At 70.7% G+C, this 25,506-nt stretch carries 24 protein-coding genes and 1 tRNA gene; 10 read left to right on the top strand and 15 right to left on the bottom strand.

The window, feature by feature from the left end; translation table 11 throughout:
- Position 1: 1 nt before the first annotated feature.
- From SCATT_RS13630 to SCATT_RS36420, 3 genes are read right to left on the bottom strand one after another with little or no spacing between them, the layout of a single operon-like run.
- Entirely contained in the window at positions 2–1,000 is a 999-nt protein-coding gene (locus tag SCATT_RS13630; RefSeq protein WP_014143647.1) for a D-2-hydroxyacid dehydrogenase, read from the bottom strand.
- Positions 997–2,307 carry a glycosyltransferase family 4 protein gene (locus SCATT_RS13625; RefSeq protein ID WP_014143646.1) on the bottom strand — a complete coding sequence of 437 codons (1,311 nt, stop codon included), beginning with the start codon at positions 2,305–2,307 and terminating at the stop codon, positions 997–999. The genes SCATT_RS13630 and SCATT_RS13625 overlap by 4 nt, the downstream gene beginning before the upstream one ends.
- A gap of 44 nt (positions 2,308–2,351) precedes the next feature.
- Positions 2,352–2,834 carry an ATP-binding protein gene (locus SCATT_RS36420; RefSeq protein ID WP_014628038.1) on the bottom strand — a complete coding sequence of 161 codons (483 nt, stop codon included), beginning with the start codon at positions 2,832–2,834 and terminating at the stop codon, positions 2,352–2,354.
- 245 nt (positions 2,835–3,079) lie between these two features.
- Between SCATT_RS36420 and SCATT_RS13620 the strand changes: the two genes are divergently transcribed.
- Together SCATT_RS13620 and SCATT_RS13615 are read left to right on the top strand one after the other, a co-directional pair.
- Positions 3,080–4,525 carry a carph-isopro domain-containing protein gene (locus SCATT_RS13620; protein ID WP_014143644.1) on the top strand — a complete coding sequence of 482 codons (1,446 nt, stop codon included), beginning with the start codon at positions 3,080–3,082 and terminating at the stop codon, positions 4,523–4,525.
- Between the two features lie 10 nt (positions 4,526–4,535).
- Positions 4,536–5,489 carry an FAD-dependent oxidoreductase gene (locus SCATT_RS13615; protein ID WP_041824708.1) on the top strand — a complete coding sequence of 318 codons (954 nt, stop codon included), beginning with the start codon at positions 4,536–4,538 and terminating at the stop codon, positions 5,487–5,489.
- A 48-nt stretch (positions 5,490–5,537) separates the two neighbouring features.
- Here the strand turns inward: SCATT_RS13615 and SCATT_RS13610 are convergent, their stop codons facing one another.
- Positions 5,538–6,242 carry a nucleotidyltransferase domain-containing protein gene (locus tag SCATT_RS13610; RefSeq protein ID WP_014143642.1) on the bottom strand — a complete coding sequence of 235 codons (705 nt, stop codon included), beginning with the start codon at positions 6,240–6,242 and terminating at the stop codon, positions 5,538–5,540.
- A 192-nt stretch (positions 6,243–6,434) separates the two neighbouring features.
- Here SCATT_RS13610 and SCATT_RS13605 point away from each other — a divergent pair, with 192 nt between their 5' ends.
- Together SCATT_RS13605 and SCATT_RS13600 are read left to right on the top strand one after the other, a co-directional pair.
- Positions 6,435–6,788, top strand: coding sequence for an SPDY domain-containing protein (locus tag SCATT_RS13605; RefSeq protein ID WP_014143641.1), 354 nt, complete (start codon positions 6,435–6,437; stop codon positions 6,786–6,788).
- A gap of 172 nt (positions 6,789–6,960) precedes the next feature.
- On the top strand, positions 6,961–7,782 hold the full coding sequence (locus tag SCATT_RS13600) for an SPDY domain-containing protein (protein ID WP_014143640.1): 822 nt from the start codon (positions 6,961–6,963) through the stop codon (positions 7,780–7,782).
- Positions 7,783–8,036: 254 nt separating this feature from the next.
- Here the strand turns inward: SCATT_RS13600 and SCATT_RS13595 are convergent, their stop codons facing one another.
- The 6 genes from SCATT_RS13595 to SCATT_RS13570 form a co-directional block, all read right to left on the bottom strand.
- Positions 8,037–8,417: a hypothetical protein gene (locus SCATT_RS13595; RefSeq protein WP_014143639.1), complete on the bottom strand. Its 381-nt coding sequence runs from the start codon at positions 8,415–8,417 to the stop codon at positions 8,037–8,039.
- Between the two features lie 115 nt (positions 8,418–8,532).
- Positions 8,533–10,269 carry a relaxase family protein gene (locus SCATT_RS13590; protein WP_014143638.1) on the bottom strand — a complete coding sequence of 579 codons (1,737 nt, stop codon included), beginning with the start codon at positions 10,267–10,269 and terminating at the stop codon, positions 8,533–8,535.
- Positions 10,266–10,607, bottom strand: a complete 342-nt coding sequence (locus tag SCATT_RS13585) for a hypothetical protein (protein WP_014628036.1) — start codon at positions 10,605–10,607, stop codon at positions 10,266–10,268. Before SCATT_RS13585 ends, SCATT_RS13590 begins: the two co-directional genes overlap by 4 nt.
- Positions 10,608–10,934: 327 nt before the next feature.
- The gene (locus tag SCATT_RS13580) at positions 10,935–12,224 is read right to left on the bottom strand and encodes a hypothetical protein (RefSeq protein WP_173405634.1); all 1,290 of its coding nucleotides are present in this window, start codon (positions 12,222–12,224) and stop codon (positions 10,935–10,937) included.
- Between the two features lie 237 nt (positions 12,225–12,461).
- On the bottom strand, positions 12,462–13,163 hold the full coding sequence (locus SCATT_RS36415; RefSeq protein ID WP_078590729.1) for an ATP-binding protein: 702 nt from the start codon (positions 13,161–13,163) through the stop codon (positions 12,462–12,464).
- Complete coding sequence (locus SCATT_RS13570) at positions 13,160–14,092, bottom strand: hypothetical protein (protein WP_014143634.1); 933 nt, start codon at positions 14,090–14,092, stop codon at positions 13,160–13,162. Before SCATT_RS13570 ends, SCATT_RS36415 begins: the two co-directional genes overlap by 4 nt.
- A gap of 511 nt (positions 14,093–14,603) precedes the next feature.
- On the opposite strand from SCATT_RS13570, the gene SCATT_RS13565 reads away from it, so the two are divergent.
- The 4 genes from SCATT_RS13565 (at position 14,604) to SCATT_RS13550 (ending at position 17,870) form a co-directional block, all read left to right on the top strand.
- Positions 14,604–14,861 carry a helix-turn-helix domain-containing protein gene (locus SCATT_RS13565; protein ID WP_041824705.1) on the top strand — a complete coding sequence of 86 codons (258 nt, stop codon included), beginning with the start codon at positions 14,604–14,606 and terminating at the stop codon, positions 14,859–14,861.
- 71 nt (positions 14,862–14,932) lie between these two features.
- Positions 14,933–15,289: a helix-turn-helix domain-containing protein gene (locus SCATT_RS13560; protein WP_014143633.1), complete on the top strand. Its 357-nt coding sequence runs from the start codon at positions 14,933–14,935 to the stop codon at positions 15,287–15,289.
- Between the two features lie 51 nt (positions 15,290–15,340).
- On the top strand, positions 15,341–16,870 hold the full coding sequence (locus tag SCATT_RS13555; protein WP_014143632.1) for a LacI family DNA-binding transcriptional regulator: 1,530 nt from the start codon (positions 15,341–15,343) through the stop codon (positions 16,868–16,870).
- A 157-nt stretch (positions 16,871–17,027) separates the two neighbouring features.
- Complete coding sequence (locus SCATT_RS13550) at positions 17,028–17,870, top strand: hypothetical protein (RefSeq protein ID WP_014143631.1); 843 nt, start codon at positions 17,028–17,030, stop codon at positions 17,868–17,870.
- Here SCATT_RS13550 and SCATT_RS13545 read toward each other — a convergent pair.
- The 4 genes from SCATT_RS13545 to SCATT_RS13530 all read right to left on the bottom strand — a co-directional run bounded on the left by SCATT_RS13545 (position 17,800) and on the right by SCATT_RS13530 (position 21,563).
- Positions 17,800–19,446 (bottom strand): hypothetical protein, encoded by a 1,647-nt coding sequence (locus tag SCATT_RS13545; protein ID WP_014143630.1) that lies wholly within the window; start codon positions 19,444–19,446, stop codon positions 17,800–17,802. The genes SCATT_RS13550 and SCATT_RS13545 overlap by 71 nt on opposite strands.
- Positions 19,447–19,671: 225 nt before the next feature.
- Positions 19,672–19,745 (bottom strand) — tRNA-Pro (locus tag SCATT_RS13540).
- Between the two features lie 17 nt (positions 19,746–19,762).
- On the bottom strand, positions 19,763–20,533 hold the full coding sequence (locus SCATT_RS13535) for a Pr6Pr family membrane protein (protein WP_014628033.1): 771 nt from the start codon (positions 20,531–20,533) through the stop codon (positions 19,763–19,765).
- 76 nt (positions 20,534–20,609) lie between these two features.
- Complete coding sequence (locus SCATT_RS13530; protein ID WP_014143628.1) at positions 20,610–21,563, bottom strand: metallophosphoesterase; 954 nt, start codon at positions 21,561–21,563, stop codon at positions 20,610–20,612.
- 130 nt (positions 21,564–21,693) lie between these two features.
- Between SCATT_RS13530 and SCATT_RS13525 the strand changes: the two genes are divergently transcribed.
- Positions 21,694–22,161 (top strand): GatB/YqeY domain-containing protein, encoded by a 468-nt coding sequence (locus tag SCATT_RS13525; RefSeq protein WP_014143627.1) that lies wholly within the window; start codon positions 21,694–21,696, stop codon positions 22,159–22,161.
- 211 nt (positions 22,162–22,372) lie between these two features.
- On the opposite strand, the gene SCATT_RS13520 is transcribed toward SCATT_RS13525, so the two are convergent.
- Entirely contained in the window at positions 22,373–24,607 is a 2,235-nt protein-coding gene (locus tag SCATT_RS13520; RefSeq protein WP_014143626.1) for a transglycosylase domain-containing protein, read from the bottom strand.
- Between the two features lie 382 nt (positions 24,608–24,989).
- Here SCATT_RS13520 and SCATT_RS13515 point away from each other — a divergent pair, with 382 nt between their 5' ends.
- Complete coding sequence (locus tag SCATT_RS13515; protein ID WP_014143625.1) at positions 24,990–25,319, top strand: WhiB family transcriptional regulator; 330 nt, start codon at positions 24,990–24,992, stop codon at positions 25,317–25,319.
- The last annotated feature ends 187 nt before the right edge of the window (positions 25,320–25,506 follow it).

Below are 25,506 nucleotides of genomic sequence, written 5' to 3'. Positions count from 1 at the left end.
GTCAGCCTCCTACGAGCGGAGAGCGGGTGGCGGGCGCCTCGGCCAGGCCGTTGAGGGGCTGGCCCGAGAGGTAGCGGTGCAGGTTGTCGGCGAAGAACGCCACCGCCTCGTCCATGTACGCGCGGCAGAACACCGAGCTTTTCGGGGTGAGTACGACCCGGGGGTGGAGCCGCAGCGGATGGCGGGCGGGTAGCGGTTTCGGATCGAACACGTCCAGGGCCGCGCCGCGCAGGTGGCCGGTGTCGAGGGAAGCCAGGAGGGCCGGCTGGTCGACGGTTGCCGCGCGGCCGAGGTTGAGGAAGAGAGAGCGGGGCTTGCACGCCGAGAAGAGGTCATGGTCGAAGTAGCGGTCCGTTGCCGGGGTCGCGGGCAGCAGATTGACCACTACGTCGGCGACGGACACCGCCTGGTGCACCGCCGTCGTGTGGACCCACGTGATCCCGCCTTCGGAAGCCGCACGCGGTGTCCGGCGCACTCCGATGACGTTCATGCCGAAGACCCGAGCGACCTGGGCGAGGTGGCGTCCGACGCTGCCGCAGCCGACGATGGTCATCGTCGCCCCCGCCAGGTCGAAGAACTCCTCGGCCAGGTCGTCCTTCCACCAGCCACGGTTCCGCTGGACGCGCTGGCTGGTGAACAACCCGCGGGAGAAACCCAGGACCAGGCCCATTGCGTGCTCGGCCATGGGCCTGCCGTGGAAGCCGTACGAGCGGGTCAGGGCCACCCCGACGGAGTGCGCCTCGGCGACGGGCAGATGGTCGGTGCCGGCGGCCGGGGAAGCGATCCACTTCAGATGTGGCGCGGCGAACAGCCACGAGGGCGCGAATCGCCACCCGAAGTAGACGTGTGCGTCGGCCAGCTGGTGCGGCACGGCCTCCTCGGTCGCCCTACGGAACTCGATGCCGGGGAAGGCGGCGGACAGCGCACGCTCGTGTTCGGAGGACAGCCGCCAGAAGGAGTGCGGGGACTCCAGGCTGATCAGCACCACCGGCTGGTTCATCGCGCGCGGCCCTCCGCGGTGGCTGACCGCGCCAGCGCCCAAGGGGCGATGCGGTCCATGACGGAACCGACGCTGGCCTCGTAGTCGTGGCGGGAGCGCACCAGGGCCGCCCCGGCGCTCCGGAGCCGATCGCGTTCTCGAGGTAGGACGGTCAGGGCCCGGTGCAGGGCGGATGCCAGGGACCTGGGGTCCTGCGGTGCGGCCGTGAAGCCGGTCTCGCCGTCGATGACGGTCTGGGCCAGGCCGCCGGCCGTGGTCGCGACCACCGGGCCAGCACCGGCTGCGAACGCCTCCAGGGGTATCCGGCCGAAGGGCTCCTCGCGAGAGGGAACGATGACCGCGCGTAGGGCCGGGCTGTGCAGCCAGGCACGGATCGCGGGGGTGAAGCGAGGGATCAGAGTCGCGTCCAGATCGTGCGCGCGGATGTGTACAGCCAGGTCCTGCTGGTACGAGGAGGGGTGCTTGTGTTCCTCCGAGGTCACGGCAGCCAGCAGCAGGTGAGGAACGGGGACACCGCGTTCCTTCAGCAGGCGCAACGCCTCCAGGAGATCTTCGAAGCCTTTCGTCGGGACTGCGCGGCCCATGGCGAGAAGGAATCCGGCGCGGGCCTTGAAAGGCAGCGGCAGAGCCGTGGTCGGCCTGACCATCTCCTCACGGATCAGTCCGTTCGGGATGCTCACGATGCTCGACCGAGGGACGGCGTAGTTGACGACGAGGTGGCCTCGCATGTGGGAGGAGATAGCCCCGACGCGCGCACCTCGGAGTGTCGCCGCCCGCAGGGCGTCCCGCTCCCAGCGGACGCGGGAGACGTCCTTGGGCCGCGTCAGCGCGGTCGTGGAGCGGGGCACGAGCAGCAGGTCCGTGGTCGGCGACGTGTAGGGCGCGAGCCCGAGGAACGGGATGTCGAGGCCGACGAGGAGGCACCGGCTCGCCCGCGCGGCGATGCGTATGGCCGCCTCGCCCGCCAGGTCGCACAGCTGAACCGAGCCGCGGACCGAGTCCGGCGGCGCGTTGACCTTCGGGATCGTGATGACCTCGGCTGCGGCCTGCCGCAGCATCTGCCGCACCTCGCCGGCCCACCGCTGATCGTGCGCTCCCGCGGCCTCGGGCACGTGCGGGGTGATCACTGAGAGGCGGCCTGCCGGCAGGAGCCGGGCCAGTGCCGTGAGGAAAGCGCGGTTGCTGAAGCCGGTGCCCGACTCTGCGCCGTAGAAGCCCTCGTGGAGAGCGACGACGACCCTGGGCTGGCGAGCGGCCTCCGGCACAGCCGTGAGTGAGGGTGGGGAAGTCGCATGGTCGATGCGCACTGTGTGGTGCCTCCTTGGAGGACGGGTTTGGGCAGGCGTGGACATCAGGCGCCGGCGGACGAAGAGCACGGCCTGTGGGTGATTCGGCACCAGGCACGAGAGCCGCTGGTGCCAGTCGTCAGCGACCAGGCATCGGCCAAGGCATGGACGATGACCAGTCCCCGTCCTGATTCGGCCTGCTCGTCAGGAGCGGTAGGAGAAGCGGGTGCCGGGCGGGAACAGCCGCCGTCGGTGACGGTGATCTCGATCTCCAGGCCGCCACTGGCCAGACTCCTGCGGTCGACGCACAGAACCAACGGAGGACTGCCCGAGACGAAGGCGTTCGTCGCGAGCTCCGACCCGATCAGGCGGGCATCGGCAAGTACGTCCTCCTCAGTGCCACGCAGCGCCAGCGTCACGGCGCCCCGGGCGACCTCGGCCGCTTCCGGTCCGTACGGCAGATCCGTGATCAGGGAGGTCGTGCCGTCATCAGCGGCAAGCCCTTGTCCGGGGGCGGAGGTTGGTCGTCCGGCGTCACGGTCCAGCACACCGCCCGGTCGGCCTGGGGAGGTGCTCGTGTGCTGTCTCAAGGCCCACCTCTTTCTCCGTCGGCTCGGAAGACGGGCGCCTCCGCCGGGATCCAAGAACACAGGAGAGGGAAGGTCAGACAGGACCCGATCAGTGGGTCAACTCGGTCAACTTCCATGCGACGGTGGTGAATCGTCCGTCCAGGGGCATCACCATGGGGCCCGCGAAGTGATGGACGAACCACTGGAGCGAAGGGTGGTTGCACGTGGCACCGCAGACAGGCGAGCCCAACGTCGTACTGGCGGGGTGCCTCGACGAACTCGGGTGGAGCCCGAAGGCGCTCGCTCGCAAGCTCAACCGAGTGTTCGGCGCGGGGACGGTGGCCGAGTCGGCGCCGTACCACTGGCGGGACGCCGGGTCCCTGCCTCGTTCACCATTGCCGGTGATGGCCGCCTACGTGCTCTCCCAGGAGCTGGGTAGGAATGTCTCGGTGGCCGAACTGTGGCAGGGCCGTGTGGGCGACTCGTCAGCGCTGGTCCCTGCGGACACGGATCTCGCGCGGCCTTGGACCGCGCAGGGCATGGAGGCGATCGTGGAGGACTGGGTGATGGGAGGGCTCGTCGACCGTCGCCGGTTCCTCGCGATCTCGGGCGCGGGACTCCTCGCGATCGTCGCCCAGTACCTCGACGGCACCGCGGGACGCGGTCAGTACACGCCTCGAATGACGTCGTCGCTCGGCACCGATCCGCTCGTAGACCAGGTCGAGCAGCACCTTCCCATGCTCCAGTTGCTCGATGACGAGCACGGAGGGGCACGTCATCTGCCCTACGTCGGAGCACAGTTCCGGGCTGTCGGGCTGCTGATCCGCGAAGGCGGCCACTCTCCGGCTGTCGCGAGCCGTCTGATCCGCGCGCTCGCGGAGATCGGCCAGCTGGCCGGCTGGATGGCCTTCGACGCGGCCGACCACGGACTGGCGCAGCGCTACTTCGTCACGGCGCTCCGGGCCGCCCATCAGGTCAATGATCTTCCCCTGTGCGCCCACATCCTGGGCGACCTCTCCTTCCAGGCGGCGAGTCGAGGACACCCAGCGGACGCCATCGCCCTCGGAGAGGCCGCCCGCCGTGCGAGCGACGCCGCCCCGCTGGCCGTCCGGGCGTCCGTCCTGTCCCGGCTCGCCTACGCGTACGCCGCCGCCGGCCGCGACAACGACTTCGCCCACACTCGCGGCTCTGCCCGCGAACTGATCGCAAGCCGGGACGGCCGCCAAGAAGAGCCCCGCTGGATGTACTTCCTCACCGACAACCACCTGGACTGCCAGGCCGGTTACGGCCTCATCCAGATGGGTCGTGCACAGCAGAAGGCGGAGAGCGGAAAGAAGAGCCGCCGCTTACTCGCCCAGGGGACCGAGATGCTCAGATCCGGGGCGTACGACGTCCCGCGCGGCGACCCAAGCCAGCGCCGAGCCATGTTCGAGGGAGCCTGGCTGGCCCTGGGCCACAGCGCGCACGGAGACCTGGAGGCAGCCTGCGAGATCGGCCAGATCGCCGCCGACCGCCTCGATGCCGTCCGCTCGCCTCGCAGCGCGGCGCTGCTCCACCAACTTGCCGCCGACCTCCGCCGCCGACAGCGCAACCCTCACGTGCGCGGCTTCCTGCCAGCCCTGGAGAACGCCCTCGCCCAACACGCCCCATCGACGCAACCCGGCCGTTAGGGTCAGGTTCATGACCGCAGGGGAGCGCGTTGTCGTTGTCGGGGCTGGGGTGGCTGGGCTCACCACGGCCGTCGTTCTCGCCGAGGCCGGGGCTTCGGTGCACGTGATCGCCGAGCAGGTGCCGGGGGTCACGTCGCTGGCGGCCGGGGCGATGTGGGGGCCTTACCTGGTCGAGCCGAAGGACAAGGTCGACCAGTGGGGACAACGGTCCTTGGAGATCTTCCGGGAGCTGGCCCAGGACCCGGCGACGGGCGTCCGGCTCACCAGTGGCATCGAAGCGTCCCGCACGGCCGAGGCCGCGCCGGACTGGGCCACAACCTTGCCAGGTTTCCGACCGTGCGAGCGGGCCGAACTCCCGGCCGGGTTCACAGCGGGCTACCGGTTCACCGTGCCACTGATCGACATGCCCACCTACCTCGACTACCTCCTGCGCCGACTCCGCGATGCCGGGGGTGTGGTCGAGCGGCGACGGCTGACCTCGCTCTCGGAGGCCGGTCCCGCTTCGGCGATCATGAACTGCGCGGGCCTTGGCGCGCGCGACCTGGTTCCGGACCCTGACCTCCGGCCCGTCCGCGGTCAGCACGTCGTCGTCACCAACCCCGGGCTGACCGAGTTCTTCTCCGAGGACACCGGCCTCTCCCCGGACCTCCTGTGCTTCTACCCCCACGGCGACACCGTCGTCCTGGGCGGCACGGCGATGGACGGCGAGGGCGATCTGGCCCCCGACGACAAGGCGGCTGCCGGCATCCTCGCCCGCTGTTCCGAGGTCGAGCCCCGCCTCGCCCAAGCCCGCGTCCTGGAACACAGGGTCGGCGCTCGACCGACCCGCGCCACGGTCCGTGTGGAGGAAGAGGTGGGGGAGGACGGCACTGCGGTCGTGCACAACTACGGGCACGGAGGTGCTGGCGTCACGCTGTCGTGGGGGTGCGCCGAGGAGGCTCGGGCGTTGTTCTCCGTCAAGTGATCTGCACGTGGAAGAACAGATGTTGCGACGTCCGCAGCGCGGGATCGCTCAGGGCGTCCCGACGCGCTTGTAGCCAGCCCACAACCGGCCGCCGGCCTGCCCGAGCACCTCGTCCACCGCGGCCACGAGGGTCTCGACTCTCCCGCCCAGTGCCTCCTGTTGGCCGTGGTGGAGGCGTGTGCTGAGTCCTGGCGCGGTCGTCTCAAGACGGCGTGCCAGCCACTTCCCACCGCCACCCCACGAACGGCCAACGGCCAGTGCCAGCTCACCGGTGCGTCGGACCAGTTCGGTCGCGATGAACAGGCGCTCGCTCTGGTCGTTGCTTCCCGCGAGGTCGTCCAGGAGGTCGGTGATCGCGTAGCGGCGGTCGTCGATCTCTTCCGCCGGCACCGGGGGTGGTCCGGCGGCGGTCAGCTTCCGGGCCTGTGCGGCCAGGCGTGCTCCGAGTCCGTCGGTGTCGAAGAGCAGCAATCCGTCGGCACACATCCACAGCAGCGGTGACCGGCGCTTGCGTAGTTCCCGTTCGACGTAGGCGTGCCACGTCGCTTCGGTGTGCACGAACATCTCCACCGGCCAGCTGGCGTACTGCAGGCTCGCACGGTAGGGGGCTGGGGGTCCGTGGAGTAGGACGACGATGTCGAGGTCCGACGTGGCCGTGCGGCGACCCGTCACGACGCTGCCGCCCAGGAACGCGGCGCGCGCTTCGGGGTGCTGTTCGTCTACGACGGTGCGTGCGGCCTCGATCGCATCCATGCGGCAACTATCAGCGCTGGCCCCACCGCGCGCACCCCGTTTTCCGAGGTCGGACCGCGCTGTGTCGTCCTCTGCGTCTTTAGTTCGCCGGGGGCAGACAGCAAAGATCCATGAATGACTGGCCAACGCCGCAGCGGCATGTGAACCTGGACGACCTTCTCGTAAAACACCAGGTCAGAGAGGTGATTGCCCGTGACAGCGGGGTCCCCGGGTCCCGGATTCTCCACCAGCGTCGAGGCCCTGCGGCTGCGTGAGTGGCTGCTCGGCCCGGGCCAGGCCACGCTCGTGATGGATCAGTTCTCCGCCGACGACTTCGTCCTAGTCGTGGACGACCGCGCGGACGTGCATGTCAACTCGAAGGATGGATCCTTCTATCTCGGATGGTTTCCGTCCGGCCGTCCTGGCACCGACGGCGAGGGGTGGAAGATTGCCGTCACCGGTACGGCCAAGGTGCGCGGTTACCAGATGTCCTTCGACACCGAGACGCCGGCCGACGTCGTCGCCGCCGCAGTCGCTCGCGTGCTGGAGACCTCCCAGCGCGTGTGACACCCACACGCAGAGGCTCGATTCGAGTCGGCGCCCCTGCAGGAACCCGTCGTCTACATGGTGAAGGCGAGACGAGGTAGCCCGGCTATCTGCCACCCGAAGTCGCCGCCGGGCGGCCCGGCACCTCCATCCAGCTTTACGCACCGCTGGCGGCATCAAGCCCCCCAACTTCTTGGAGGCGTACCTGCATCCCGACTTCCCGATCGATCCACCCGCTCCGGCCAGCGTCCCGTCCGCGTACTGGGTCGGTCCCCGGCACCTGGCCGGTGACGACGGACGCCTCTACGACGCCGTCGCCGACACGCTCGCCGGCCTGGGCTGGACGAGCCTGACGATCGTCCGCGGACGCCAGGAGCCGGACGAGGCGCCGGGGGACCGCCAGGTCCTGCGCAGCACCGTCCTGCACTTCAGCCCCGACTCCCTGCGGTGGGCGCAGTGGGTCCTGCCGGACGAGCCGTTCCACCTGGGGAACCTGCCGATCGCCTGGCAAGTGTCCGCTCGTACGGACCCGAGCAGCCCGCTCGCTCAGTGGTCGGCCTACTTCACCCCCGAGGTCCCGGGGGAGATCCTCGCCGGCTTCCTGGCCGCGCTCGACGCCCGCGATCAGCCCGCCCTGCCGTGCGGTGGCCCCGAGCTGGTCCTCGACGCCGTTACGGCGCACGGTTGGCTGCGTGACGGCGACCAGCCCGGGTCGGGCGCGGTGGATCCGACGTTCGCCTCCCACATCCGCCTCGGCGAGGTGCCGCCCCTCATCCAGGATGGCGACCCACTGGCGCTGGTGGCTGAGGCGGACGAGGCGGCCCTGGCCGGGTGGCAGGCGTGGGCCGAGCCGGTACTCGGCGCGGGCTACCTGTGGGCCGCGTCGTTCAGCGCCAGCGTGCCGCACGACCTCGTCGCCGCGTTCGCCGACTCCCTCAGCTCCAGCGCACCGGTCCTGCGCCGGGTGCTGCCCGAAAGTACACGCGACCGGCTCCTGCGCGCTCCGGCCGGCTGAGGGCGTCCAACGCATCGAAGCCGGGCGTCCCCTGCAGGGACGCCCGGCTTCTTGCTGCTCTGCCTTGGCCGGCGTCTCCGTGGCGTCGCGGACCGCGGCTGCTGGGAGCAGACCGTTCCTGCACCCGGAGCTTCGTTCAACGCGGCGCGCTGAATCGGCTACCGCTTGGAACGCCCACGCCTGTGTGCGAGATCCCGGCTCTGTCCTGGGAGCCGGTCATCGCCACGTCGGTCATGCATGGACGCGGGCCCCGGTCAGAAGGCGTACGGGGCGAAGGAACGGAACGGTGCCATGGTGAGTTTGAGCAGCCGGTCGAACTCGGTTCGTTCGTCCTCGTTCATCAGCTCGTGGGCGTTGCCGAGGTCCTTCTCGGTGAGCTGTGCCATGAACGGGGCGAGGAAGCGCCGCAGAGCCTCCGGCGCATCGTCCACCATGCGTCGGTACTCCCGGTACCGCGTGAACTGTTCCTGTATCTCTTCGAATTCGGCGCGGGTGGCACTGGAGACGAGGGCCTGTTCCTCCTTGCTGAACGGTCGTCCGTCGCGGTGGACCCACGTGCGGGTTTCACGTCGGAGCTCGTAGTCCGCGTCGCAGAGCAGACGGACGACATTGGGTCGGGCTTGGGTCTTGGGCATACGGGTGCTCCTCAGCTCCTTACCGGAGTCGGGTGGGGGTAGGGCATTAATCGTCCGGAGAAACGAGCGGTTGGCCAACCGCCGATCGTCGGCTATGTTGCGCCCGTTTCTCCGGTCAGCGCCGACGGTGGGAGTTGTTCGCTGCGCTGGTGGCCGGTTGCGTGGTGGGCGCCGGAGAGTGGGTGTGCTGGCTACCTCGGGCGGGGGTGTCGTGAGGGTTTTCGGGGAGGGCGGGCAGGTGGGCGCTGCGGCGCAGGCGCCATACGAGGACGTCGCTGATGGAGTCGGCGGTGTCGAGTTCGCGTCGCCGGGTGGCCTCGGCAAGGAGGGCGGCTGGGTCGTGGCCGGCTTTGCGGGCTTCTTCGAGGGTGGCGGCCAGGGCGGGCCAGCCGGGTTCGGCTTGGACCCGGGTGGCCAGCTCCGGCAGCACCTGGTGGAGAAGGTCGGCGTGCCGCTGCCGAACTCGTAGGGCCAGGTGTTGGCCGTGCTGGTGGAGGATGGCCATGGGGTGGGCTGCGGCGGCCTGGTAGGCCGCGCGCAGGTGTTCGGCGGCTTGCTGGGCAGCCTCGGCCTGCTGGCTGTGCTGCTTCTTCGCGTGCCAGTTCGCCGCGGCGATGGTGAGGAAGAAGGCCATGTCGATGAGCATGGCGGTGGTGGCGCCGTCCTCGCCGCGGCCGAGGGCGGGTCCGCTGTGGACGAGGTCGCGGGCGGCCTGGCGCAGGGCGCGGTCGTGCCCGCGTACGGCCTTGATGTGCGAGCGGCTGGCCCGCTCGAACACGAAGGCCGCCTCGCGGAGTTCAGCGCGGGTGTGGGCGGCGGAGGTCTTGGCGAGCGCGTCCAGCACCTCACCCGCCGCGGCGATCTGGGCCGCTGCCGCGCCGTCATCGCCGTGGTCGATGACCAGGAGGGCCTGCCAGGTGGCGGCGGTGGCCCGGCGCCGCGCGAACGCGGGACCTGTCACTTCCGGCAGGGCGGGCTGCTCTGACCGTGAGTCGTCCGCCGAAGCGGCCTGTGCGGGAAGCGTCCAGCGTTCGCGGACGCGGGGCAGGGACAGGTCGGGGGCGAGCGTGGAGCCCGCGTAGAACACCGGCTCCTTCTGACCGTTGCGGTCGTCGGGGAGGGCGACCTTGTAGCCGAGCAGGTCACCGGAGGGCGCGATGCGCTTACGGATCAGCAGACCGGCGGCGGCCAGGCGATCGAAGAACTCCTCCTCGCTGGCGGCGCCGGCCACGGCGCGCCGTACGGTCTCCCGCAGTTCCTCGCGCGCCGTGCGCTCCCGGTCTTGGCGTTCGGCTTTGCGGCGTTCGGCGCTGGTGGGGCGCTTGGCCGCGGTGCCGTCTCCAGGCGCGACGCGGCGCAGGCCGTAGTCGGCTTCGATGCGGCGGGCTTCGGCCTGGGCGCGGCGGGCCTCGTTGTGCAGGCGGGGCCGACGGCCGTCGTCGCGGACCAGGGTGGCGATGATGTGGATGTGGTCGTCGGCGTGCCGGACCGCTGCCCACCGGCACGCGGCTTCGTCGCCGTCGGGGGCGATGCCGGTGGCGGCGAGCATGCGGCGGGCGATGGCCGCCCAGTCCTCGTCCGACAGGATCGGATCCTCCGGGCTGGCCCGCACGGACAGGTGCCACACGTGCTTCTTCGGGCGCCGGCCGACGGGCAGGGCGTTGACGGGCTGGTCGAGCAGCCGCTGAAGCTGCTCGTAGGTGGCTTTCGGGTCGCGGCCGGGGTCGGGGGTGAGCGGGTCGAAGGCGGCCACCAGGTGGGGGTCGGTGTGCTCCTCGTGGGTGCCGGGGCTGTACAGGTAGCGGATCAGGCCGATCGTCTTGGTGCCGCGCTTGTGGATGCTGGGGATCACGCGGCGGCACCGCCGTCACGGTGGGCGAGCAGGGCATCGGCGGCGTCCTCCATACGGCGGGCCGCGCTCTGCACGGCCTTGACCGCGGAGTCCAGGTGGGGTGCGTCGGCGCCGGAGTTGAGGGCCTTGGCGACCTGGTTGAACAGGCCGTGTATCCAGCCGAGGTGCCGCCGGGCGGCGAACAGCTCGCCGATGACCTCTCGTTCGGTGGCGATCTCGGCGGCGGTGCGGTTCAGGTCGCGGGCGGCCTTGTCGACGGCGTAGGCGAGGAAGGCGGCGTTGGTCATCTGGCACTGGGCGGCTGCGTCGGTGAAACGCTTGTACTCGGCGTCGTTCATGCGGCAGCTGGGCTGGTGCAGGCGCTTGAGCGGCTTGGGCTGGCGAGGGCGCTGGCGCACACGCGAGAGGCCCTCGGCCTGCCGATTCCCTTCTGGCTGCGGTCCGCCCTCGGCCGCTGCCTGTCGGCCTGGTGCCCCCTGGCGCCGGGCCGCTCCCGCCACCCCCGGGGCGGGAGACTCGGGAGCATTGCTCCCGGTACAACTTGCTGTGCCCGTGGCAGGGGTGATCGGCTGGGATTCCTCGTGGGTGGTGGGGTCTTCGTGGTGTGGGGTGTGCATGAGGCCCTTCGGGTCGCGGTCTGGTTGGGAATGCCGGTGCTGCGGGGGTCAGCGGGGCGGAGTGCCGGCGGCGGCTTTGAGCTGGGCCTTGAACTCGCGGACGACTCGTCCGACGTCGTCGCTGGAGACGGTGTAGTCGGCGCCGCGCAGGGCGGCCTCGACCCGGTCGCGGCCGACGCTGCCCGTCTCCTCGTAGATGCGGCGGGTGTGCTTGAGGATGACCTCGTCAGAGGCACGGGCTTTGCCGGTGTCGCGCTTCTTCCGGGCAGCCGCCTTCCGCTCGCGCCTGCCCGAAGGGCTGCCCGAGCTGTTGCCCGTGAGCGCCCGGCTGTCTTCGGTTTCTGCCCGTGCGGGCAGCCCGGGCCCCGGGCGGGCAGGCTGCGGGTGGGCAGGCGGAGGGACCTCGTCGTCGCCCGGGTCTGACGGGTGCGTGCGGGCAACGTCCTCCTCTGCCCGCGGCAGTGGTGCCGGGCGGGCGGCGCCTGGGCGGCTGTGCCCGGATCCACGGGCGGGGTTGGAGGCCGGAATCTGCCAGCGCGGCGGCAGCGTGATGGAGGCGAGGCCGACAGCCTGCTTACGGGTGGCGAGCTTGCGCAGCAGCATCTCGTCCTGGAGCGGGTCGCCGTCGACGTCGGCCCGCTCCAGGGCCTCGTGCAGGCGTTCCGTCAGGCGTCGTTGCCGCCGCTTGCCGCGCTGGCGGTCGGTCATCGACTCGGCGCGCAGGATTAGGGCGACGGCTTCGCTCAGCGCGCGCTCGCGGATGAGGCGGGCGGCATCGGCGTCCTGGTCGGCGATGCCGAGTCGAGCCAGCAGGCGTTCGCGGGCCTGGCGGACGAGGACGGCGGCCAGGCCGCGTGAGGCGGCGTCGGGGGCGCGGTGGCGCAGCTCGATGCCCATGGCCAGGTGCCACAGCATCGCGGCCATGACGGGGCCGACGAAGGCTCGCACGGTGCCACCGACCGGCCCGGACTCGGCGTAGGCGGGCAGAACCTGGACTGCGGTGATGACCCAGGTGAGGGTGCCGGGCAGCCCGGGGGCCTGCTTCGGGCCGTTGAGGTTCTGCCGGGCCATCAGGGCGGTGGCGAACAGGGCCAGCTCGGCGGCGGCGAACATCGCGACGCGCTCGGCGGTACTGCCCATGTCGAGGTAGTCGGCGGCGAACCGCCAGCTGGTGTCCGCGCTGTAGGCGGTGCAGCCGAGCGCGGCCACGGCCGCGACCGGGACCGCGGCGGTTCCACGCCAGCGGTTGGTGTGATGCCGTCGGCGGCGCTGCTGGCGGATCAGCCACCCGGCGAGCAGGCCGAGCACCACGGGCGGGATGAGGAACGCCACGGTCATCACCGGGGAGGTGGCCCAGTCGGGGAGGAGCGGCGTGCCGCTGATCCGTATGGCGAGGGGGACGGGGCTGAGAGGAGGCAGGAGGGGGCTCCAAGGCGTCGAGGATTGAGGGCGAAGGGCGTAGGGCGAATCGACGGAGCGCTGCAAGCGCCTACGCGAGCGGCTGGCGCGGGCAGGGCTGGTGTGAGCGCAGGTGATGCGGCGGGACCGGCCAGGAGAGGGCGCTGAGGCGGCCAGTCAGGCGGCGGGCGCTGTGCGGCGTCGTCGGTCGGGGCCGTCGAGGATGACGCGCTCCGTCATCTCGGCGAGGCGGGAGGCGACACGGTCACCGAGGGTGACGCGCAGCTGCTCCATCGGAAGGTTGGTGGTGATGAGGGTTGGGAGCATGTGCTCGTACCGGTGGTTGATGAGCCGGTAGGTCAGCTCCTCGGTCCATTCGCTGGTCTTGGCCGCGCCGAGGTCGTCCAGGAACAGCAGCGGGCAGCGCGCCAGAGTCTGTAGGTCACGTTCGGCGTCGTGACCGGCGCGTGGGCGCAGGCGTGCGTGGAAGTCGGCGGTGGTGGTCGCTTCCCAGCGCAGACGGACCCCTCGGGCGAGCAGGGTGCGGATGGCGCCGTACGCCTGGTACGTCTTGCCCGTGCCCGTGGGGCCGGCGATCAGCAGCGACGGGCCTTCGGCGATGCCCGGCCCGCCGGGGCCGGGGCGTCCGGCGCGGGCGATCTCGTCGGCCCAGGCGGTGACCTTCGGGTGGTCGGCCAGGGCACGGCGGTAGCGGGCGGGGATCCTGGCGTCGGCGAGTTCCAGCGCGGTGACGGGCTCGGCGTGCCCGTCCTCGACGGCGGCGGTGGCGAGGTCGATGCCGCGGCTGGCAAGGATGCCGTTGAGCCGGTCGGCGAGCGGGCCGACCCGGTGGGGCTCGCGGGTGAGGGTGGCGGTCAGAGGTCACCTCCGTAGGCGGCTTCGACATCGGCGGGGTTTGTCCACGCCCTGTGGACAACCGGCGCGGTGGGGGCCGCGTTCATGGCCTCGTGCACGAGGCTCGGCAGAGTGCTGGGATGCAGGCCCTTGGCGCGGTGCCGTTCCAGGCCGGCCCGGATGTGGGCGGGGGCGATGCCCTCGCCGAGCAGCTTGCGCACCTCGCGAGCGAGATGGCCCAGGACGTCCTTGGGCGGACGGTGTGTGCAAGCGGCGGCGTACTCGGCGATGAGCTCGTTGGCCGAGACGGCGTGGGGTGCGGGGGCGCTCGCGCCCCCCGAAGGGGTATTTCCTAGATCCATGATCCTAGGTCCTAGATCCGGACGCTGAGGCGTCACCGCTCCCTCACTGAGCCCTCCCTGGTGCCTCACGGAAGGCTCACCGAAATCGCTCTGACCTGCTATTTCGTCATCAGTGACCGGATTCAGCGCAGGCTCGCGTATTCGCCCGGAGCCCTCACGGAGGGCTCCGTGAGGCTGCGGTGCGGGCTCCGTGATGCCGACTCCCGCAGCCAGCGCATCGACGCCGGGCGCGGTGCGAGCCTGCGTGTCGTGGTGCGGGCAGGAGGGAAGGCGGCTTGCGCTGGGGCGGTTGATCTTCTGATGCTGCCGCCAGGTGACGATGTGCAGGTAGCGCTTGTCGCCCGGGCCCTTGTAGCGGCATATCAGCCCAGCGTCGGCGAGCTGGGCGAGGTCCTGCTCGACAGCTCCAGGCGTGTGTTCCGGGCGCAGTACCCACAGCTGCCCGGCGATGATCGCGGCGTGGTCGCGGTGCCGGCCCTGGTCGTCAGCCTGGGTGAGCAGGCCGAAGAAGGTGCGCTCGGCGGTCAGGGAGACGGCGGCCAGGGACTCGGAGACGAAGGCTTCCGGCTTGATGGTGCGGATTCGTGCCAAGAGGGGCGGTCCTCACTCGGTGGCCGGTAGGCGGGATGCCCACGGTTCACCGTCGGTCGGGGCGGGTCGGGCGTGAAGGGGCGTGGGATGTCTGGCCGTTGACGCGGGAGCGTTGATGGCCGCTCGTGCTTTCCGGGGTGTCGTCAACATAGCCACACCCAGGTCGCGCAAGTCCAGCCCTATCCGGCGCAATCTCTCACGGCAGAAATGCCGCTGGAAATAGAGTCGGCGAGGGCGGTGCGAAAACGGTAGGGCACGATCGGCGGTTGACCAAATAGTTGCCGCGCATCCCGAGCCAGAAGGATCACATCGGGAAGCCGTTGACGTCCTGCGAGTGACGAAGCTACAACACAAAACCCCACGTCAGAGAGGGTCTGTGGTGTCGGTTCCCGTTCGGGGGATCCGGCCTTGCGCAGCACCCCGACCGCCTCGCTCACCGATTGAGCGCGGCGCAACATAGCCGACGATCGGCGGTTATCCAAACCGCCAAATGCACGCTACAACTGGAGCTATGGCAGCACGATCTCTGGAAATAGGACCCGCAGGATTGACGGTGGCTCGCACCATCGAAAACCTCCGCATCGAACGCGGCCTTGGGCAGCGCCAACTCGCGGCGCGCTGTACCGCCTTGGGCCGTCCTATGTCCAACACGATGCTGTCCCGCATCGAACTCGCCAAGCGGCGATGCGATATCGACGACCTCGTCGCCATCGCCGCAGCCCTGCAGGTGTCACCCGCCGCCCTCCTCCAGGGGCCGGGCGCCGCCTGAGCCGCTCACGCAGCCCCTCCCCGACCTCCCGACCAGGAGCCGCCCCCTTGCACCGATCCACGCCCGCGCCCATGCCCCACAGGCCGTCCGACGCCCCTCCACCCCGCCTCTACCGCCCCGAGGAGATCGCCGACACCCTCGGCTGCTCGGCCTGGTGGGTCAAGGACCGAGCGCGACGCCGCCTGATACCGCACACCCGGGTCGGCCGCGCCTACCGCTTCACCGCCGAGCACCTCGCCGACATCATCCGCCTCTACGAGCAGCGGCCGGCACAGCCCGCGCAGACAGCCGCACGGGCGACCGAACCGCTCTCCGAGCCCGGTACGCAGACCGGCGCCGCGCAACCTCGCCGCCCTGCCGTGGCGCCGACTACCCGCCTACGGGCCCGCCCGCCGCGTCGACAACAGCAGTACGGCACTGCCGCGTGACCCGATCGAATCTGCCATAGACGAGGACAAGGAAGAGAGGGACAGCGGGACTTGGGTTTCGCGGAGAAGCGCGGAAGCTACTGGCGCGGCCGGTACAAGGTCGCGCCCGGCAAGCACAACACGGTGGTCGACGAGAACGGCAAGGCGCTCAGGTTCGCCACCAAGGGCGAGGCCCAACGGGCCGCGGCCGAGGCCGAGAACAAGTACCGTCGCGGCGACTGGCGCGACCCGGCCCTTGGCCAGGAGACCTTCGGCGAGTACGCGAACCGCTGGTACGAGGCCCAGGACCTGGCCGCCTCGACCATGCAGAACTACAAGCGCCACATCGAGGAGCACCTGCTCCCCGAGTTCGAGGACAAGGCGCTCGCCGGCATCCTGCGCACGGACGTCGACCTGTGGGAGAAGAAGGAGAAGGCCCTCTATGCCGCTTCCAGCGTCAAGACCTGGCGCTCGACGCTCCACCTGATCTTCGAGGACGCGATCGACGAGGGCCTGATCACGTCCAACCCGGCCGCTCGGCGGCGCGGACGCGGCAAACGCGCCGGCCGCTCCCGAGACCGTGGTCCGGAGAAGGTGGTCACCGACGCGCTCGGCATCCTGCTGACCGCCGAGCGCGCCGCCCTGCTCTCCGGCCGCGACGACGAGTTCGTCGCCGTGGTCCTCAAGGGATACACCGGCATGCGCTGGGGCGAGATCGTCGGCCTAGAGACCCCGTTCGTCCGCCCCGGAGCCGTCCGGGTCGAGTGGCAGCTGTACGAGCTCGACACGGGGGAACTGGTGCGCTGCCCACCCAAGGACGACAGCTACCGCACCATCGACTCGATGGACTGGCTGTCAGCGCTGGTCGCCAACCACATCGCCCGCACGAAGCCCGCGCTGTGCCCCTGCCACGGCAAGACCTACGTCTTCCGAGGGCAGGGCGCGGCGCGAACCGGGGGCCACCAGGGCGCGAAGCTGGTCGACGTCGCCCGTCGTGCCGGCGTCTCGACGGGCACGGTGTCCAACGTCCTCAACCACCCCGAACGCGTCACCGAGGCCACGCGAGAGAAGGTCGAGCAGGCCATAGCGGACCTTCGGTTCGTCCGGGGCGGCGTCGTACCGGAGCATGCCGCCCACTGGCGCAGGAACGGTTTCGCTACCTGGCTGTTCACGCCGGCGGTCTCCGGCTGGTACCCGAAGAAGGCACCGCAGGAGCCACGGCCGGTGCCCCTGCTCGGCGAGCCGTGGCCCGGTGTCCCGGCACGGGGTCGGGGTGCCAGCGATCGGGCCGACGCCTGCTGGCTCCCGATAGCCAAGGGGCTCACGCCCCACGGCCTTCGCCACACCCACCGGACGATGATGGAGGACCTGGGAACCGAGAAGGTGCTCATGGACGAACGCATGGGCCACATCGACGGCTCGGTCTCGGCGCGCTACGCCCACGTCACCCCAGGCATGCGCAAGCGCCTCATGCTGGGGCTGACCGAGCAGTGGGAGGCAGCGCTCGACGCACGTTTGGCCATGAGTGCCACGTCACCCGTGCGCGTGCTGAGTGATCTCCTGCGGGCACGCGGAGTGTCACGCGTGCCCGCCAAGTCTTAGCAAACAGAGTGCTGTGCCCTCCGGCGACCACTGCCGGAGGGCACAGCCGTATTCCCGATGCCTGCGCGAGGCCGCGTCAACTCCGCGCGGTCGTCTCACTCCAGCAGTTGCGACGATTGCCCAGTAGCGGGGCCAACGGACCTGGCTCAATAGGTATATGGAGACTGGGGAGCACTGGGCATACCGCGCGAGGCCGAAGGAGTTGGGCAGCTCTGTCAGGCAGGTGGAGATCGTCCGGGTGGGCGGCCGTGGCAGGTCTGGCTTGGTCCATGTCCGGTTCCTGGAAGGGGATGACGCCGGCCTGCAGGAATGGGTCAGCCCCGGCTGCCTCGTAGCACCGTGGCGAGACGTCGAGGCGTTCCGCGCGGATGACGAGGCAGAGCTCAGACTGGCCGAGGCGTCACGCCACGTACGGGGCGGTACGGAGTTCGAGGCCGCACGCTTGATCCTCGGGTTCGTCCGGCCGAAGAACAGGCTGCGCCTCCGCCGAGGGGTGGCGGACGCGGGAGTTCTGGAACTGAGCCGACTCGACGAGACGGCGCCGCTCATCGGCATGGATGCCACCGCGCTCCGCAGTGACCCGATGGTGCACGAGAACCGTGCCGGCATGTGCCTGGCCGGCTGGCCGATCACCGAACGCGTCGCCCGTCAGGTAGCGGGCCGCCTCGCCGACGAGATCCTCCCGGAGGTGGACCGCAAGCAGCAGGGCATCGAGCAGGAGCGCGCACAGCCCTCCTGGTACTCGTACCGTCGTCGGGACGACCGCAAGTTGGATGCGGAGGCGGCCGTCCTGCGGACCGTCCGGGCGTGGTGCGGCGAGGACAAGGCTGAGCGCTACGACGAGCTGGTCGCACTGCGCGAAGAGGTCATCCGGCTCGGCCAGCTGGTGGAGAAGGCGGTCAAGGCCCTACGCGACCGTGGGCACGGCGTCATCGCCTCCACCATTGAGCGCGACCTTGGCGTCCATATCGCCAGCCTTGATCCTGACGTGCGTCGATAGAGCCGCGCCACGGCTCCGGGGTCGGCTTCGGCGGCTCGGGCCGTGCCGCAGGCTGCTCCCTCTCCGGCCGGTGCGGGTTCCAGCCGCCGAGAAAGGGCCGTAGCTGATCTCCCGTCGGCTCCGCGTGGAAGTCGAGAGCGGCCAGGCCCCTGCCGGTCATGGTGGGGTCCAGCCGGTCGGCCTCCGCCTTCCCCCAAGCCGACCACTCTCGCAGCCTCTCGGCTTCGACGGCGTCGTCCGATGTGGCGGCGGCTTCGTCCAGAGCGACGCAGAACACCCGGATCTCTCCAGCCACCTTCCACTGCTCCAGGGCTGTGCCGAAGTGCTCCGCCCGTAGGGCGTGCACCGCCTTGATCGAGGCGGCACTGACGGCGGACTCCCACTCCCGCCTCTCGCGCTCCTCCCGCTCCGCCTCCAGACGCCGACGCTCCGCCTCCTGCCGCTCCCGCTCCTCTTGCAGGCGCCGCTGCTCCGCCTCCCGTTCCAGCCGAGCCCGCTCCTGCTCCTCCGCGCGAGCCTTCAGTGCCCGGAAGACCGAACCGACCTGCTCCTCCAACGGCTTCTTGGCGGTGTCGGCCCATTCCTTCTTCCAGCCGTAGCTGTGGCCGTAGCCGTAGCCCGAGTGCTGGCTGATCAGCAGTTCCAGCTCGCCGGAGGGCTCGAACCTGTGCGCCGGCGTCACCCGCTGCCAGTCGTACGTACGTCGGCCCGGCTGCTTGGGCACGTACCGGACCTGCTTCTGCCGTTCGCGGAAGCCGACCTCGTACGTCCTGCCGTGAACGGTGAGCAGGGGCCTGGGCTGCTTGCGCTTCTTGGACACCGTGATCTCGCCGTGGCGGGCGAGTGCCTGCTCAGCGAGGAGCCGGAGAAGCGAGAGGACTCGCGGCAGGACCTCCTCCGAGACCTCGAAGGCGCTGTGGTCCGCAGTGACAGCGGCGATCACGTCCTCGACATCGCTGATCACCCGGCTGCGCGCCAGCCGGATCCGGTTCCACTCGGTGTCGTCCTCACCCGACACCCTGAGCAGACCGAGGAAGAAGTCCCCCTTCGCCCGGCCGCTGTACTTCAGGTGGTACCCCTCGGGCGCACACTGCCGGGCTGCGTCGAAGGCCCTGCGGTAGCGGGCTCGCTCCTGGTCGCTGGGGTTCGGGATGCGGAGGAACCGCCCAGCCTGCTGTACTTCCGCGATCAAGGCGGCTCCGATTTCCGCCGGCGACGCCTGTGGGGGCTTGGCGGCGCGCTGTGGCGCCGGCTTCGTCGTGGACGGAGCTGTGTCTTGCTGCTGCGTAGGAGGGGCCGGCCGTGTCCGTTGCTCGGAACCCGCCGACCGCTGCCTGCGCGGCGTCGGTTCCGGCCGGTCCGGGTGATGACCGTGTTCCAGGTAGAAGCGCCCTGCGTCAGTGATCTCCGCCTGCCACTTCCCATCCTGCTTGGGCATGGTGATCAGACGCCGCTCCTTGAGCGCGCGGGCGGTGAGGGCGAACTCTGGGCTGTCCGACGTGACGGGGTCGGCTCCGTCCCCGATGCGGGTGAGGAGCGCGAGCTGCCGGTCATTTAACGGAGACCATCGGTGCATGGCGATCGTCGTACCGCCTGTGATCGGCCTCGCACAACCGTAGGGATGACCCTTTCCCAGCGTGAGCGGCAAAGAGCGGGCTGGACGGCGGACGGCCGCTCACTGGGAGCCGCCGGGAGCCGGTTTCTGGAAGTTGGCTCCCAAACGGCTCCCAAAACGGGGCCACAAAGCAAACCAGGCCCGGTGCTGATCTCTCAGCACCGGGCCTGACCTGGTGTTTCTCTGTCGGGGTGGCGGGATTTGAACCCACGACCTCTTCGTCCCGAACGAAGCGCGCTGCCAAGCTGCGCTACACCCCGGTGCAACGAGGACTACTTTAGCGGACGGGGGAGCGGAGACGAAATCCGGTTCCGGCGGGGGGTGGGGTGGGGCGGAGGTGGTCGAGGGCGGCGGTGAGGATGGTGAGGAGCCAGACGGGGATGACGAGCAGGGCGGCGTCGCGGGTGAGGGCTTGGTAGGCGTGGGGGTGCAGGGGGAGGAAGGGGTGGGGGAAGCGGGTGAAGGCGCCGGGGAGCAGCAGGGCGTGCCGGTGGAGGGCGTAGCCCAGGTGGGCCAGGGGGAACGCGGGCCACAGCACGGCGTGGGCGGGGCGGAAGCGGGCCGGGGCGGTGAGCAGCAGCCAGTCGCAGACGGCGGCGGTCGGGGTGACCGTGTGCAGCAGCTGGGCGGAGATCCGGTGCGGGGCGGTCGGGGGCGCGAAGGGGGCGCCGAGGGTGAAGCCGCTTGCCGGTTCGGTGAGGAGACCGTGGAAGAGCAGGGCGCCGAGCGTGACGTAGATCATGGCGGCGCCGGTCAGCCACGCGGGCAACGGGCGCCGGCCGGACCAGGCGCGCCATGCGCCCCAGAGCGAGACCAGGGCCAGCAGGCAGTTGGCCTCGACCGCGAAGTAGCCGAAGAACCGTGACGCGCTCGGGGCGGCATGGGCGCCGAGTGCCACCCCCGCGCCCGCCGCGAGCGCGGTCAGGCCCCGGAACGCGGCGGTCAGCGGGCGGCGGTGCCGTCGGGCGGACCGGCCGGGAACGCCGCCCACCGGCACCCGGCGCAGCGCGGGCACCGGTGAAAGGGGCGAAAGGTGTGGATCGGTCACCCGGCTACGGTAGCCATCGCTCCCCGTGGCGTCCGGGAGCCGTCCCGACCGGGCGCGCCGACCCGTTCGACACCTCTCAGCGGCGGCCCCGCACCGGCTCCTCCGCGCGCTGCGTCAACGTCAGCAGCGTCGCCTCCGGCGGACAGGCGAAACGTACCGGGGTGTAGCGGTTCGTGCCGCATCCTGCGGAAACATGCAGGTAGGCGCGGCGTCCTCCGGCGCGGTGGGTGGACAGCCCCTTGACCCGCCGGGTGTCCAGATCGCAGTTGGTGACCAGGGCGCCGTAGAAGGGGACGCACAGCTGGCCGCCGTGCGTGTGGCCGGCCAGGATCAACGGGTAGCGGTCGGCGGTGAACGCGTCGAGCACCCGCAGGTAGGGCGCGTGCACCACGGCGAGCGAGAAGTCGGCGTCGTCCGCCGGACCGCCCGCCACCTGCGCGTACCGGTCCCGCTTGATGTGCGGGTCGTCCAGCCCGGTGAGCGCCACCTCGATGCCGCCGTCCAGCTTGAGCCGGCCACGGGCGTTGGTCAGGCCCGTCCACCCCGCCTCGTCGAAGGCGTCGCGCAGCTCGGTCCACGGGTTGTGGATGGCGCCGGTGACCGGGGGGTTGCCGTTGAGGCCGTGACGTCCCTGGGCGCGTTCGAACAGGTAGCGCGCGGGGTTGCGCAAGCGGGGGCCGTAGTAGTCGTTGGAGCCGAAGACGTACGCCCCCGGGAACTCCAACAGCGGGCCGAGCGCGTCCAGCACCTCGGGGACGCCCTCGGGGTCGGAGAGGTTGTCGCCGGTGTTGACCACGAAGTCGGGGCGGAGCCCGGCCAGCGACTGGAGCCAGTGGCGCTTCTTGCGCTGCCCGGCGACCATGTGGATGTCGGAGACCTGGAGGACGCGCAGCGGGCGCATCCCCGGCGGCAGCACCGGCACCTCGACCCGTCGCAGCCGGAAGGACCGGACCTCGTAGCCGGCGGCGTACGCCACCCCGGCCGCGCCGATCGCTGTCATTCCCAAGGGGATCCCGTAACGCGCGCGCATACGCCCCATCGTTGCACGCGCCACGCGGGGCGGGAAATCTTGGTGATCTCCCGCCGGCGGGGGCGCCGGGCGGCGGCGTACGCCGGAAATGTTCCGGCGCCGCGCCGTCCCCGCATGGCAGACTCCCGGTATGACCACGACGCTCAAACAGCGGCTTCAGGAGGACCTCACCGTTGCCCTCAAGGCACGTGACGAGGTCCGGCTGGCCGCGCTCCGGCTCACCCTCTCGGCCGTCAGCAAGGAGGAGACCGCGGGTACGCAGGCCCGTGAGCTCTCCGACGACGAGGTGCTGAAGGTGATCACCCGCGAGGCGAAGAAGCGGCGCGAGGCGGCGGAGGCGTTCGAGCAGGGCGGCCGGTCGGAGTCGGCGGCCCGGGAACGCGCCGAGGGCGAGATCCTCGCCGAATACCTGCCCAAGCAGCTCACCGACGAGGAGCTGGGCGCCCTGGTCGACGAGGCGGTCGCGGAGGCCGCGGCCTCCGGGACGGAGGGGCCCAAGGCGATGGGCGCGGTCATGAAGATCGCCAACGCGAAGATCGCCGGCCGCGCCGAGGGCGGCCGGGTCGCCGCCGCGGTGAAGCGCCGGCTCAGCACCTGACGGCTCGCGCCCGGCGGTAGGCGCCCCCGGTTCGCCCGTCGCCGCCGGACGCGCCCCGTCCCCCGGCGGGTCAACGGTTCACGGCTCGCCCGTCGCGCCTGTCGGGCCCCCGGGACGCGCGGCGCCCCCGGCTGCGCCCCGCCCCCAACACGCCCCCCAACACACCAACGTGCCCCCGACCGACAGGTCCGGGGCGCGTTGGGTGACCGGGTCAGGGCCAGGTCAGGCCTCCGCCGTTCTCGTTGCCGGCGATGATGCCGGGCGGGAAGTTGAAGGGGGGCTGCTGGGGGTCGGGGCCGCCGGGGGCCTTGCCGTTGTTGTGGCCGCGGCCGTGATCGTGTTTGTCACCGGCGGGGGTCTGCGGCTTCTGGGCGTCCTGGCCGCCCTTCTTGTCCGGTGTCGGGATGTTGACGGTGCGGAAGCTCTCCGCCGGCACCCCGGCCAGCGCGCCGCTGACCGCGTCCTGCCAGATGGGGGCCGGGGTGTCCTGGCCGTAGACCTTCTGGTGGTAGACGCCGCCGATGGTGATGTCGTACATCTGCACGTGGTGCGCCGGGTCGCCGACCCACACCGCCGCCGACATGTTGGGGGTGTACCCCACGAACCAGGCGGCGTAGCGGCTGTCGGTGGTGCCGGTCTTGCCCGCGCTGTCCCGGTCCTTCAGGCCGGCTTCCTTGCCCGTACCGTCGTCGACCACGCCCTTGAGCATGGTGTTGATGGTGTCGGCGGTCTGCTGCGACATCGCCCGGTGGCAGGACTCCTGGGGCACCGGGAGCGACTTGCCGGAGGTGTCGGTCACCGACTCGATGGCGGTCGGCGCGCAGTAGACGCCGCCGTTGGCGAAGGCGGCGTACGCGGCGGCCATGTCCAGCGGGGACGCCTCGTTGGCACCGAGGGTGAAGGAGGCGCCGAGGCCGAAGGAGCCGCCGCCGGCCCGCTTGTCCATGCCCAGGTTGTTGACCATCTTGACCACGTTGCACAGCCCGGTGTCGGCCTCCAGCGAGACGAAGTACGTGTTGATCGACTTCTGCAGGGCCTCGGGCATGGTGTAGGGGCCGACCTCGGACTTGTTCTCGTTGGGCACCGAGGCGTCGTCGTGCAGCCGGTGGCCGGAGCAGTCGGTGACGTCCGGGTACGGCATCTGGTACGGCGACGGGTAGCTCTGCGTCGCCGACATCCCGTTCTCCAGGGCCGCCGCGGCGGTGAACGCCTTGATGGTGGAGCCGGGCTGGTAGCCGAGGCCGCCGCCCATGTTGCGGTCGACCGAGTAGTTGATCTGCGTCTGGTGGGCGCCGAAGCCGTACGGCCGGGACTGGCCCATGGCCCGGATCTTGCCGCTGCCGGGCTCCACCATGGTGACCGCGGTGGCCACCGGGTCGGTGGTGTAGACGTGCTTGGTGACCGAAGCCTGGAGGGACGCCTGGGCCTTGGGGTCCAGGGTGGTCTTGATGGTCAGGCCGCCCTCGGTCCAGCGCTTGGCCCGGGCCTCCCGGGTCTTGCCGAAGACCGGGTTGTTCAGGAAGGTTTCGCGGACGTAGTCGCAGAAGAAGCCGGCGCCCTGGACGGCGGTGATGCAGCCGTTGCGCGGGATGCTGGGCTTGAGGCCGAGCGGCCGGGCCTGCGCCGCGGTGGCCTGGGCACGGGTGATGTCGTGCAGGTCGGCCATCCGGGAGAGCACGGTGTTGCGCCGGGTGAGCGCGGCCTTGGGGTCGTTGATCGGGTCGTAACGGGTGGGCGACTGGACGAGGCCGGCGAGGAGCGCGGCCTGGTCCAGGGTGAGTTTGTCGGCGTCGGTGCTGAAGTAGCGCTGGGCGGCGGCCTGGACGCCGTACGCCTGCTCGCCGAAGAACGTGATGTTGAGGTAGTTCTCCAGGATCTTGCGCTTGCCCAGCTCCTTCTCCACCTGGATCGCGTACTTCAGCTCCTTGACCTTGCGGCCCAGGGTCTGCTGGGTGGCCTCGGCGACCTTGTCGGGGTCGTCCCCGGCCTCCTCGATGAAGACGTTCTTGATGTACTGCTGGGTGAGGGTGGAGGCGCCCTGGGCGACCCCGCCCTGGGTCGCGTTGGTGTTGAGGGCGCGCAGCACGCCCTTGACGTCGATCGCGCCGTGCTTCCAGTAGCGCGCGTCCTCGATCGCGACGATCGCCTTCTGCATCGTCGGGCTGATCCGGTCGAGCGGTACGGAGACCCGGTCGCGCGAGTAGACGGTGGCGATCAGGCCGCCGTTGGCGTCGAGTATCCGGGAGGCCTGGCTCAGCGGGGGGCGCTTCAGCTCTCCCGGGAGCTGGTCGAACCCGGCGGCGGCGCCCTTGGCGGTCAGCCCGAGGGCACCGGTGGCCGGCAGCGCGATGCCCGCGAGCACGACCCCCGACAGCACGCTGACGCCGAGCAACTTCACGGCCTGTCGGGCCGCCGACAGGCCACCGTCCGAGCGCTTGTAAGCCATGGGCAGCAGCCTACGCGCCGATTCTCAGGACGTGCGCCCATCTGTTCGCCTACCCTGTGAACGACGCGCTCCGATGGCGCACGGTTTCGCCCTCCTTCTTCACTCTTGTGGGTGATGAGAGGTGTCCGGATTACCGACATATGCCAGAGGTCTCAGCCAGACCTTTGGGTGAAATGGCGGTGATGTCCGGCGAGTCGGGTTTGCGCTTCGCTCACTCCGGTGGGTGATCTGCCGGGTACGCATAGTCCGATCGGGCCATTCAAGATTGGGCCCGAGGGGGCTGTTGCGCCCTGCCCTCCTTCCGTAACGTCCTCAACTGGCGGCGGTGAATATGCCGCTGCCGCCGTGGGGGAGCCCCGATTCGGGAGAGGACGGCGCCAGCATGAGCTGGGTTACCGACTGGAGCGCACAGGCAGCGTGCCGGACGACTGATCCGGACGAGCTCTTCGTCCAAGGTGCGGCACAGAACAGGGCCAAGGCGGTCTGCACCGGATGCCCGGTGCGTACCGAGTGCCTGGCCGACGCACTCGACAACCGCGTCGAGTTCGGCGTCTGGGGAGGGATGACCGAACGGGAACGCAGGGCGCTGTTGCGCCGGCGTCCCACCGTGACCTCGTGGCGCAGACTGCTGGAGACGGCCCGTCACGAGTACGAGCGCAGCATGGGCCTGCTGCCCGCCGACGCCGAGGAGGACTACGCGGCCGTCGGCTGACGAGCCCGCGCCCCACCTTCGCGTCCGGCCCCGCCGGGGCCTGTACCCGCACGCCCGGTCGCTCCTCGCGCACACCGACGATCGCCGCGGCGCCCTACCGCCCTGCGTACGCACGCGCCGACCGCCGCGTCCTCCCGCGGCGGCGCGCGGCATGCCCCCGTGCGCCCCGCCCGCCGGACGCGGCCGG

It is taken from the genome of Streptantibioticus cattleyicolor NRRL 8057 = DSM 46488 (assembly GCF_000240165.1).
Taxonomy (GTDB): domain Bacteria; phylum Actinomycetota; class Actinomycetes; order Streptomycetales; family Streptomycetaceae; genus Streptantibioticus; species Streptantibioticus cattleyicolor.
Note: the sequence above shows the minus strand (reverse complement) of the source record. Positions and strands in the feature narration are given on the sequence as shown.

Excerpts from the sequence above, each read along its gene's own strand:
- SCATT_RS13630 (WP_014143647.1), bottom strand. The coding sequence starts at position 1,000 with ATGAACCAGCCGGTGGTGCTGATCAGCCTGGAGTCCCCGCACTCCTTC.
- SCATT_RS13615 (WP_041824708.1), top strand. The coding sequence starts at position 4,536 with ATGACCGCAGGGGAGCGCGTTGTCGTTGTCGGGGCTGGGGTGGCTGGG.
- SCATT_RS13610 (WP_014143642.1), bottom strand. The coding sequence starts at position 6,242 with ATGGATGCGATCGAGGCCGCACGCACCGTCGTAGACGAACAGCACCCC.
- SCATT_RS13595 (WP_014143639.1), bottom strand. The coding sequence starts at position 8,417 with ATGCCCAAGACCCAAGCCCGACCCAATGTCGTCCGTCTGCTCTGCGAC.
- SCATT_RS13585 (WP_014628036.1), bottom strand. The coding sequence starts at position 10,607 with ATGAACGACGCCGAGTACAAGCGTTTCACCGACGCAGCCGCCCAGTGC.
- SCATT_RS13580 (WP_173405634.1), bottom strand. The coding sequence starts at position 12,224 with ATGACCGTGGCGTTCCTCATCCCGCCCGTGGTGCTCGGCCTGCTCGCC.
- SCATT_RS13565 (WP_041824705.1), top strand. The coding sequence starts at position 14,604 with ATGGCAGCACGATCTCTGGAAATAGGACCCGCAGGATTGACGGTGGCT.
- SCATT_RS13560 (WP_014143633.1), top strand. The coding sequence starts at position 14,933 with ATGCCCCACAGGCCGTCCGACGCCCCTCCACCCCGCCTCTACCGCCCC.
- SCATT_RS13550 (WP_014143631.1), top strand. The coding sequence starts at position 17,028 with ATGGAGACTGGGGAGCACTGGGCATACCGCGCGAGGCCGAAGGAGTTG.
- SCATT_RS13545 (WP_014143630.1), bottom strand. The coding sequence starts at position 19,446 with ATGCACCGATGGTCTCCGTTAAATGACCGGCAGCTCGCGCTCCTCACC.
- SCATT_RS13530 (WP_014143628.1), bottom strand. The coding sequence starts at position 21,563 with ATGCGCGCGCGTTACGGGATCCCCTTGGGAATGACAGCGATCGGCGCG.
- SCATT_RS13525 (WP_014143627.1), top strand. The coding sequence starts at position 21,694 with ATGACCACGACGCTCAAACAGCGGCTTCAGGAGGACCTCACCGTTGCC.
- SCATT_RS13520 (WP_014143626.1), bottom strand. The coding sequence starts at position 24,607 with ATGGCTTACAAGCGCTCGGACGGTGGCCTGTCGGCGGCCCGACAGGCC.
- SCATT_RS13515 (WP_014143625.1), top strand. The coding sequence starts at position 24,990 with ATGAGCTGGGTTACCGACTGGAGCGCACAGGCAGCGTGCCGGACGACT.